This window comes from Variovorax sp. E3, from assembly GCF_016082275.1.
GTDB lineage: Bacteria > Pseudomonadota > Gammaproteobacteria > Burkholderiales > Burkholderiaceae_C > Variovorax.
Window position 1 is genome coordinate 1 of sequence record NZ_MOWM01000225.1, and the last position, 8910, is coordinate 8910.

Sequence of the window (8910 nt, forward strand, 5' to 3'; positions counted from 1 at the left end):
CAAGACAGCAGCGCGACGACGAACGCCGCTTGCCCCCACCCCAACCCTCCCCCGGAAGGGGAGGGAGAAAGACAAGAAAGAAACTGACCATGGGCTTTTTCCTCGAAACCCTCTTCGGCGGCCTCATGGTCGGCATGCTCTATTCGCTGATCGCCATCGGCTTCGTGCTGATCTACAAGGCCTCGGGCGTCTTCAACTTCGCACAAGGCGCGATGGTGCTGTTCGCGGCGCTGGCCATGGCCCGCTTCTCCGAGTGGATCCCGCTGTGGTTCGGCTTCCAGAACCAGATCGTCGCGAACATCCTGGCCTTCTTCGCGGCCATGGCGGTGATGGTCGCCGTCGCGTGGCTCATCGAGCGGCTCGCGCTCAGCAAGCTCGTGAACCAGGAAGGCATCACGCTGCTCATGGCCACGCTGGGCATCGCCTACTTCCTGGACGGCCTGGGCCAGACGATCTTCGGCAACGACATCTACAAGATCGACGTGGGCATGCCCAAGGAACCGCTGATGGTGCTGCAGGGCACCTTCGACGGCGGCCTGCTGCTGAGCCAGGAAGACCTGATCGCCGCGCTGGTGGCGGCGGGCCTGGTGGTGGTGCTGGCCATCTTCTTCCAGAAGACCGCCACCGGCCGCGCCCTGCGCGCGGTGGCCGACGACCACCAGGCCGCGCAGTCGATCGGCATTCCGCTCAAGCGCATCTGGGTGATCGTGTGGTCGGTGGCCGGCTTCTCGGCGCTGGTGGCCGGGATCATCTGGGGGTCGAAGCTGGGCGTGCAGTTCTCGCTGTCGCTGGTGGCGCTGAAGGCGCTGCCGGTGGTGATCCTCGGGGGCCTCACCTCGATTCCGGGCGCCATCATCGGCGGCCTGCTGATCGGCGTGGGCGAGAAGCTGTCCGAAATCTATCTCGGCCCCATGCTCGGTGGCGGTATCGAGATCTGGTTCGCCTACGTGCTCGCACTGGTCTTCCTGCTGGTTCGTCCGCAGGGCCTGTTCGGCGAAAAAATCATCGATCGGGTCTGAGCAAATGTTCTACAGAGAAAACGGCCAGTTCAAGTCGAGCTACCGCGCCGACCAGCAGATCCTGCCGATCGCGCAGGACCGCCTCGCGATGCTGGTGCTGCTGCTGGTGGCCTTCGTCGTCGTGCCGCTCGGCGTGTCCGACTACTGGATGCGCGCCATCCTCACGCCCTTCCTGATCCTGTCGCTCGCGGCGCTGGGCCTGAACATCCTCGTGGGCTACTGCGGGCAGATCTCGCTGGGCACCGGCGCCTTCATGGCGGTGGGCGCGTATGCGGCCTACAACTTCCAGGTGCGCATCGAGGGCATGCCGCTCATTGCATCGCTGCTGCTGGGCGGGCTGTGCGCCACGGTCATCGGCGTGCTGTTCGGCATTCCGAGCCTGCGCATCAAGGGCCTGTACCTGGCGGTGGCCACGCTGGCGGCGCAGTTCTTCACCGACTGGGCGTTCCTGCGCATCCAGTGGTTCACCAACAACTCGTCGTCGGGTTCGGTGAGCGTGGCGGGGCTCAACGTGTTCGGCGTGCCGATCGAGACGCCGGTGCAGAAGTACCTGTTCTGCCTCGCATTCGTGGTGGTGTTCGCGCTGCTGGCCAAGAACCTGGTGCGCAGCGCCATCGGCCGCGAGTGGATGGCCATGCGCGACATGGACGTGGCGGCCGCCGTGATCGGCATCCGCCCCGTGTACGCCAAGCTCACGGCCTTTGCGGTCAGCAGCTTCATCGTCGGCGTGGCCGGCGCGCTGTGGGGCTTCATTCACCTGGGTGCGTGGGAGCCGGCGGCCTTCAGCATCGACCGCTCGTTCCAGCTGCTGTTCATGGTGATCATCGGCGGGCTCGGCTCGATCATGGGCAGCTTCTTCGGCGCCGCCTTCATCGTGCTGCTGCCGCTCTTCCTGAACCAGTTGCCGGCGTGGCTGGGCTTCTCGATCTCGACCGCGCTGGCCTCGCACCTGGAGACCATGATCTTCGGCGCGCTCATCGTGTTCTTCCTGATCGTCGAGCCGCACGGGCTGGCCCGCCTGTGGTCCACGGCCAAGGAGAAGCTGCGGCTGTGGCCCTTCCCGCATTGAGTTTTCCGTCCGTTCGTTCGCAAGTAAAAACCCGGCACCGAGGTGCCCACATAAGGAGACAGGCATGAAACTGAAATCGCTCGCTCTGACCGCCGCCCTGGTGGCCAGCACACTCGGCGCCATGCTCGCGCCATCGCTCGCGCAGGCGCAGGCCAAGGAACAGTTCTTCCCGCTGCTGGTGTACCGCACCGGCCCCTACGCGCCCAACGGCACGCCCTGGGCCAACGGCAAGCAGGACTACCTGAAACTGGTCAACGCGCAAGGCGGCATCAACGGCGTGAAGGTCACGTTTGAAGAATGCGAAACCGGCTACGCGACCGACAAGGGCGTGGAGTGCTACGAGCGCCTGAAGGGCCGCCCCGGCGTCGCGCTGTTCGACCCGCAGGCCACCGGCATCACCTTCGCGCTGACCGACAAGGTGCCCACCGACAAGATCCCGCTGGTCACGCTGGGCTACGGCCTGGCGGCTTCGCAGGACGGCGGCGTCTTCAAGTGGAACTTCCCGCTGATGGGCTCCTACTGGACCGCGGCCGACATCCTGATCCAGCACCTGGGCAAGAAGGAAGGCGGCCTGGACAAGCTCAAGGGCAAGAAGATCGCTCTCGTGTACCACGACTCGCCGTTCGGCAAGGAACCGATTCCGCTGCTGCAGGAGCGCGCCAGGATGCACGGCTTCGACCTGTCGCTGATTCCGGTGACCGCCCCCGGCGTGGAGCAGAAGTCGGCTTGGCTGCAGGTGCGCCAGCAGCGTCCTGATTTCGTGCTGCTGTGGGGTTGGGGCGTGATGAACTCCACCGCGCTGAAAGAGGCCGTGGCCACCGGCTACCCGCGCGAGAAGATGTACGGCGTGTGGTGGGCCGGCGCCGAACCCGACGTGAAGGACGTGGGCGCCAACGCCAAGGGCTACAACGCGCTGGCGCTGAACGGCTCGGGTCCCGACAACAAGGTGATCCAGGACATCCTCAAGCAGGTGCACGACAAGGGCCAGGGCTCGGGCCCGCGCGACGAGGTGGGCTCGGTGCTGTACACGCGCGGCGCGATCATCTCGATGCTCGGCGTGGAGGCGGTCAAGCGCGCGCAGGAGCGCTTCGGCAAGGGCAAGGTCATGACCGGCGAGCAGGTGCGCTGGGGCCTGGAGAACCTGGCGCTCGACCAGAAGAAGCTCGACGCACTGGGCTTTGCCGGCGTGATGCGTCCGGTGAGCACCTCGTGCCAGGACCACATCGGCTCGACCTGGGCGCGCATGGAAACCTGGGACGGCGCCAAGTGGAACATCGCGCCCGACTGGTACCAGGCCGACGACCAGATCATCAAGCCCATGGCGAAGGCCGCGGCCGACAAGTACGCGACCGAGAAGAAGCTGACGCGCCGCGAAGCGGCCGATTGCCAATCTTGAGCTAACCCCCAGGCTACGCGCACTTCGTGTCGCTTCTCCACCCCCCTTGCGGGGGGCAACACCCGCGGCCCGGCAGAGCCGGTTCCGCGGTGTTCCCCGAAGGGTGGTTGGCCAAGCGGGCATCTGAAAGGACAGCGCCGTTGTTCTTTCAAATGCTTCGGACCACCACACCATGAGCGAACCCAACATCCTCCTCAATGTCAACGGCATCGAGGTCATCTACAACCACGTGATCCTGGTGCTCAAGGGCGTGTCGCTGACGGTGCCCGAAGGCGGCATCGTGGCGCTGCTCGGCGGCAACGGCGCGGGCAAGACGACCACGCTGCGCGCGGTGAGCAACCTGCTGGCGGGCGAACGCGGCGCGGTGACCAAGGGCACCATCGAGCTGCGCGGCGAGCGCATCGAGGCGCTGTCGCCGGCCGAGCTGGTCAAGCGCGGGCTGATCCAGGTGATGGAGGGCCGCCACTGCTTTGCCCACCTGACGATCGAAGAGAACCTGATGACCGGCGCCTACACGCGCGAGGACGGCAAGGCCGCCGTGCAGCAGACGTTGGAGAAGGTCTATGCCTACTTCCCGCGGCTGAAGACGCGGCGCACGTCGCAGGCGGCCTACACCTCGGGCGGCGAGCAGCAGATGTGCGCCATCGGCCGCGCGCTGATGGCCAACCCGACGATGGTGCTGCTCGACGAACCGTCGATGGGCCTGGCGCCGCAGATCGTGGAAGAGGTGTTCGAGATCGTGAAGGACCTCAACACCAAGGAACGCGTGACCTTCCTGCTGGCCGAGCAGAACACCAACATGGCGCTGCGCTACGCCGACTACGGCTACATCCTGGAGAACGGCCGCATCGTGATGGACGGCGAGGCGAAGAGCCTGCGCGAGAACGAGGACGTGAAGGAGTTCTACCTCGGCGTCGGCGGCGCGGACCGCAAGAGCTTCCGTGACGTGAAGAGCTACAAGCGGCGCAAGAGGTGGCTGGCTTGACGCTGCTGTGTCCTTCGGGGCGCGCTCACGCCGACGGCGTGCTCTGCTCCGCGAATGTCCCCCGGCCTGCGGCCTCCTCCTTTGTTTCGCTGCGCAGAGCACACCATCAGCGTGAGCGTTGTGCGGAGCCGTTGTTGATCGGCGGGCACCGGCAGCGTGTCCAGGTGCACAGGGCATCGGGTGCTTCCCGCAGCGAAATAAAGGAGGAGGGGCGCAGCCCCGGGGGACATTCGCGGAGGGAAGTACCCGGTGTCCTGTGCACGCGCCCTGAATCCCCGACGTGGTGGAAAAACTGAACTGAAAGATGAAGGGTACGGACATGACCGACCACTACGACAAGCTTGAAATCCGTGACCCCGCCGAACGCGAACGCGACCTGTTGGCCGCATTGCCGAAACAGATCGCGCAGGCGCAAAGCGCCGCATCGGCATTCGCGAAGATCCTCGACGGCGTGAAGCCGGCCGACGTGACCACGCGCGAAGCACTGGCGAAACTACCGGTCACGCGCAAATCGGAATTGCTCGAACTGCAGAAGGCACGCCGCGCCGACGACCCCTTTGGCGGGTTCTCTTCGATCGTGCGCGGGCCTCGCATGCCGCGCGTGTTCGCAAGCCCCGGCACCATCTACGAACCCGAGGGCGAGGCGCGTGACTACTGGCGCACCGCACGGGCCTTGCATGCAGCGGGCTTTCGCGGCGGCGAGCTGATCCACAACAGCTTCAGCTACCACATGCGCCCGCGGGCTCGATCATGGAAAGCGGCGCGCACGCCATGGGCTGCACCGTGTTCGCGGGCGGCACCGGGCAGACCGAGCAGCAGCTCGAGGCCATGGTCGACCTCAAGCCCGAAGGCTACGCGGGCACGCCGAGCTTCCTGAAGATATTGCTGGAGAAGGCCGAGGAGAAAGGACTGAAGCTGCCCTCGCTCACCAAGGCGCTCGTATCCGGCGAAGCCTTTCCGCCGAGCCTGCACGACTGGATCGCCGCGCGCGGCGTGAAGGGCACGCAGTGCTACGCCACCGCCGACCTCGGCCTCATCGCCTACGAGACCAGCGCGCGCGAAGGGCTGGTGCTCGACGAAGGCGTGCTGGTCGAGATCGTGCGGCCCGGCACGGGCGACCCGGTGCCCGACGGCGAAGTCGGCGAGATCGTCGTCACCACCTTCAACCCCGACTACCCGCTGGTGCGCTTCGGCACCGGCGACCTGTCGGCGGTGCTCGCGGGCACTTGCCCCACGGGGCGCACCAACAAGCGCATCAAGGGCTGGCTCGGCCGGGCCGACCAGACCACCAAGGTGCGCGGCATGTTCGTGCATCCGTCGCAGGTCGCCGAGGTGCTGCGGCGCTTTCCCGAGGCGCAGCGCGCGCGGCTGGTGGTGTCGGGCGAAATGGGCGACGACCGCATGACGCTCACGCTCGAATGCGCGGGCGCCGTGCCCGAAGGCCTGCAGGCCCGCGTGGGCGATGCCATTCGCGAAGTGACCAAGCTGCGCGGCGACGTCGTCGTGGTCGGCGCGGGCCAGTTGCCCAACGACGGCAAGGTGATCGAGGACGCGCGCAGCTACAAGTAGCGGCGGTACAGCCAGCGGGTGGCGGCGCGCGTGAGCGCCACCACGTGCACCGCATAGACCAGCAACAGCGCCAGCACGAAGCCGATGAGCCCGGCGGGGCTGTAGAAGCTGCCGGCCACGCGCGACGCGATGTACAGCCCCGCGATGGCGATGATGATGCAGCTCACCTGCACCAGCACGAAGGCCAGCGCCGACGCGCCCACGGCCCTGAACGGCCGCGTCCTGGCGAGCCCCGCCGTGGCGCCGAGCCAGCCGCCCCAGAACGCGAGCGCGAACACCACCAGCGGCGGCACCATCCAGGCGAGCAGCAGCTCGGGGCCGTCCACGCCGCGCCCCATCGACGTCCAGCGGCTCATGGCCACGCCGCTCCACATCTGCAGCGACGCGAACATGGCGGCGCCCACCAGCGCCACCGCGCGGCGCGGCGATGCGCCGCCGATCTCTTCGGCCGTGGCGCCCGAATCGACCTCGGCCGCGCTCGCCCGCGCGCCGCGCAACGCGAACCACGCCGCCGCCCACACGCCCAGCACCAGCACGACCAGTTGCGCAACCGACTGCAGCAGCACGAACACCGCCATCACCACGCGCATGGAGCCCGCGCCGGCCAGGTCCTGCAGGCGGCCGCCGGGCATGAAGAGCAGCTGCAGTTCATACAGCAGCGGACTCAGCGCATAGAAGTTCAGCATCAGCATCATGAGGTACGCGGCGGCGTAGCGCAGGCGCGGCCGCACCAGCCGCGAGACGCTGTCGACGCCGCGCGTCTCCAGGGCCTGGCGCCCGTGGCTCCAGGCCAGCGCCGCCGCCAGCACCCAGGCCATGCCGAGGCTGAACACCATCGGGATCCACACGCCCGGCAGCGCGTAGGTGCCGCGCATCTGCGCGCCCTCGGGCGTGTCGGGCCAGAGCTGGATGGCCAGGTTGGCCAGCACCATGAGGGCGTCGATGGCCACGGTGACGAGCGCGAGGTCGCGCGGCAACTGCCGCGCCCGCGCGTGCGTCGTTGAAGGAAAAGAGGTCGCCGTCATCAGGAAGTACTTTCGCTTTGCAGGGCGCATGCACAGGCATGCGAAGAATGCGAGCGTATCGGATGACGGCGGGCGCCCCCTGTAGGCTCAGTGCGCGACTGCGGCCTCGCCCGCCTCTTCGGGCGCGGGACCGACATACACCGACTGCGGCCGGATCAGCCGCCCCTTCTTCACCTGCTCGCGCGCATGCGCCACCCAGCCGCCCACGCGGCCGCCGCGAACACGCAGGTGAAGCTCTCGCGGCCGAAGCCCAGCGCCTCGAGCAGCAGCGCGGTGTAGAACTCGACGTTGGTCTCCAGCGCGCGGTCGGGCTTTTTCTCGCGCAGGATGTCGAGTGCGGCCTTCTCGGTGGCCTCGGCGAGTTCGAAGCGCGCGGCGTTGACGCCGCCCTGCGCCCCGAGCCGGCCCAATGCGCCCTTGAGCGCATCGGTGCGCGGGTCGCGCACGCGGTAGATGCGATGGCCGAAGCCCATCAGGCGCTGGCCGCCGGCAACGGCTTCTTCCAGCCATGCGCGGGCGTTGGCGGCGGTGCCGATGGCGTCGAGCGCGTCGAGCACCGGGCCGGGCGCACCGCCGTGCAGCGGGCCCTTGAGCGCGCTGATGCCGGCCAGCACGGCCGAGGCCAGGCCCGCGCCGGTCGACGCGACCACGCGCGCCGCGAAGGTCGAGGCGTTGAGGCCGTGGTCGCACACGGTGACGAGGTAGGTGTCGAGCGCGGCGCTCTGCGCGGCCGTGGGGGCGCGGCCGTGCAGCATGCGCAGCATGTCGGCGGCGTGCGGCAGCGACTCGTCGGGCGCGAGGGCCTGCACGCCCAGGCGCCAGCGCATGACGGCCGCCGTGTACACGGCGGGCGCGGCCACCAGGCGCAAGGCGGTCGCAGATCATCGCCGTCGGGCAGGCGCGCGAGCAGCGCGCGCACGGCCTCGATGGGCGGCATGCGACGCAGCACCGCGTCGTCGTTGGGCTGCAGCCGCTCGAAGGCTTCGCGGCGTGCGCGGCCGACGGCGCCGCGCAGGGCGTCGGCATCGGGCAGCGTGTCGAAGAAGCCCTGGAACAGCAGGCCCACCACGTCTTCGTAGCGCCAGCGCTGCGCGATCTCGTCGAGTTCGTGGCCGCGAATCACCAGCCGGCCGGCCGCGCCGTCCACCTCGGACAGCACGGTGCGCGCGGCCACCACGCCTTCGAGGCTGCCGTCGTCGCTTGTGTCGTTCATCGCTCTTTACTCCTGGGTTGTCACGATGACATTGATTCTGGCGACGTGAATATTGACGTCAATCTTGATCTATTCTGTCAACATGACCATCCCCAAGGCAGCACCGCTCTGGCTTCCGGCCGCGCAGGCCCTCGAACTGATGCAGGTCCGCCCGCAGACGCTGTATGCGAGCGTGAGCCGGGGCCGCATCCGCGCCAAGCCCGACGCGACCGACCCGCGCCGCAGCCTCTATCACCGCGACGACGTGCAGCGCATCGCGGCGCGCACGCGCGGGCGGCGCAGCAGCGAAACGGTGGCGAACGAGGCCATTCAGTGGGGCGAGCCCGTGCTGGCCTCCGGCGTGTCGACCGTGGCCGATGGGCGGCTGCTGTACCGCGGGCAGGACGCATGCGCGCTGGCGGAACACGCCACGCTGGAAGAGGTGGCGGGGTTGCTGTGGGAGAGTGCGCCGCCGCGCTTCGTGGCGGCTGCCGCGGGGGCACCGGCGCCCAAGAGCGCACTGCCCTTGCAGGCCGGCCTGCTCGCACTGGCCGCGCGCGCCGCCACCGACTTGCCCTCGCGCGGCCGTTCGCGCGGCGTGCTGCAGGCCGAAGCGGCCGATGCCATCGGCACGCTGGCCGATGCGTTGCTCGGC

General features: G+C 68.3%; 6 protein-coding genes and 3 pseudogenes. 6 read left to right on the forward strand and 3 right to left on the reverse strand.

All coding sequences use genetic code 11. From position 1 onward, the window contains the following. Window positions 1-89: 89 nt before the first annotated feature. From BMG07_RS38090 to BMG07_RS38110, 5 genes and pseudogenes are all read left to right on the forward strand, one after another. A complete protein-coding gene (locus tag BMG07_RS38090; RefSeq protein ID WP_198088827.1) occupies window positions 90-1019 on the forward strand; it encodes a branched-chain amino acid ABC transporter permease in 930 nt (309 codons plus the stop codon). Window positions 1020-1023: 4 nt separating this feature from the next. Beyond that, a complete protein-coding gene (locus BMG07_RS38095; protein WP_198088828.1) occupies window positions 1024-2088 on the forward strand; it encodes a branched-chain amino acid ABC transporter permease in 1065 nt (354 codons plus the stop codon). A 64-nt stretch (window positions 2089-2152) separates the two neighbouring features. Beyond that, window positions 2153-3484 carry an ABC transporter substrate-binding protein gene (locus BMG07_RS38100; RefSeq protein ID WP_198088829.1) on the forward strand — a complete coding sequence of 444 codons (1332 nt, stop codon included), beginning with the start codon at window positions 2153-2155 and terminating at the stop codon, window positions 3482-3484. 172 nt (window positions 3485-3656) lie between these two features. Beyond that, window positions 3657-4469 carry an ABC transporter ATP-binding protein gene (locus BMG07_RS38105; protein ID WP_198088830.1) on the forward strand — a complete coding sequence of 271 codons (813 nt, stop codon included), beginning with the start codon at window positions 3657-3659 and terminating at the stop codon, window positions 4467-4469. Window positions 4470-4788: 319 nt separating this feature from the next. Then, window positions 4789-6038: pseudogene (locus BMG07_RS38110) on the forward strand (phenylacetate--CoA ligase family protein). On the opposite strand, the gene BMG07_RS38115 reads toward BMG07_RS38110, so the two are convergent. The 3 genes and pseudogenes from BMG07_RS38115 to BMG07_RS43635 form a co-directional block, all read right to left on the reverse strand. Further along, on the reverse strand, window positions 6029-7063 hold the full coding sequence (locus tag BMG07_RS38115; RefSeq protein ID WP_198088831.1) for a hypothetical protein: 1035 nt from the start codon (window positions 7061-7063) through the stop codon (window positions 6029-6031). The pseudogene BMG07_RS38110 and the gene BMG07_RS38115 overlap by 10 nt on opposite strands. 170 nt (window positions 7064-7233) lie before the next feature. Next, the gene (locus BMG07_RS43630) at window positions 7234-7923 is read right to left on the reverse strand and encodes a citrate/2-methylcitrate synthase (RefSeq protein WP_307867286.1); all 690 of its coding nucleotides are present in this window, start codon (window positions 7921-7923) and stop codon (window positions 7234-7236) included. Between the two features lie 92 nt (window positions 7924-8015). After that, window positions 8016-8276: pseudogene (locus BMG07_RS43635) on the reverse strand (citrate/2-methylcitrate synthase); the annotation flags it as partial. An 82-nt stretch (window positions 8277-8358) separates the two neighbouring features. Here BMG07_RS43635 and BMG07_RS38125 point away from each other — a divergent pair. Further along, a pseudogene (locus tag BMG07_RS38125) lies at window positions 8359-8910 on the forward strand (citrate synthase); the annotation flags it as partial.

Excerpts from the sequence above, each read along its gene's own strand:
- BMG07_RS38090 (WP_198088827.1), top strand. The coding sequence starts at position 90 with ATGGGCTTTTTCCTCGAAACCCTCTTCGGCGGCCTCATGGTCGGCATG.
- BMG07_RS38095 (WP_198088828.1), top strand. The coding sequence starts at position 1,024 with ATGTTCTACAGAGAAAACGGCCAGTTCAAGTCGAGCTACCGCGCCGAC.
- BMG07_RS38100 (WP_198088829.1), top strand. The coding sequence starts at position 2,153 with ATGAAACTGAAATCGCTCGCTCTGACCGCCGCCCTGGTGGCCAGCACA.
- BMG07_RS38105 (WP_198088830.1), top strand. The coding sequence starts at position 3,657 with ATGAGCGAACCCAACATCCTCCTCAATGTCAACGGCATCGAGGTCATC.
- BMG07_RS38115 (WP_198088831.1), bottom strand. The coding sequence starts at position 7,063 with ATGACGGCGACCTCTTTTCCTTCAACGACGCACGCGCGGGCGCGGCAG.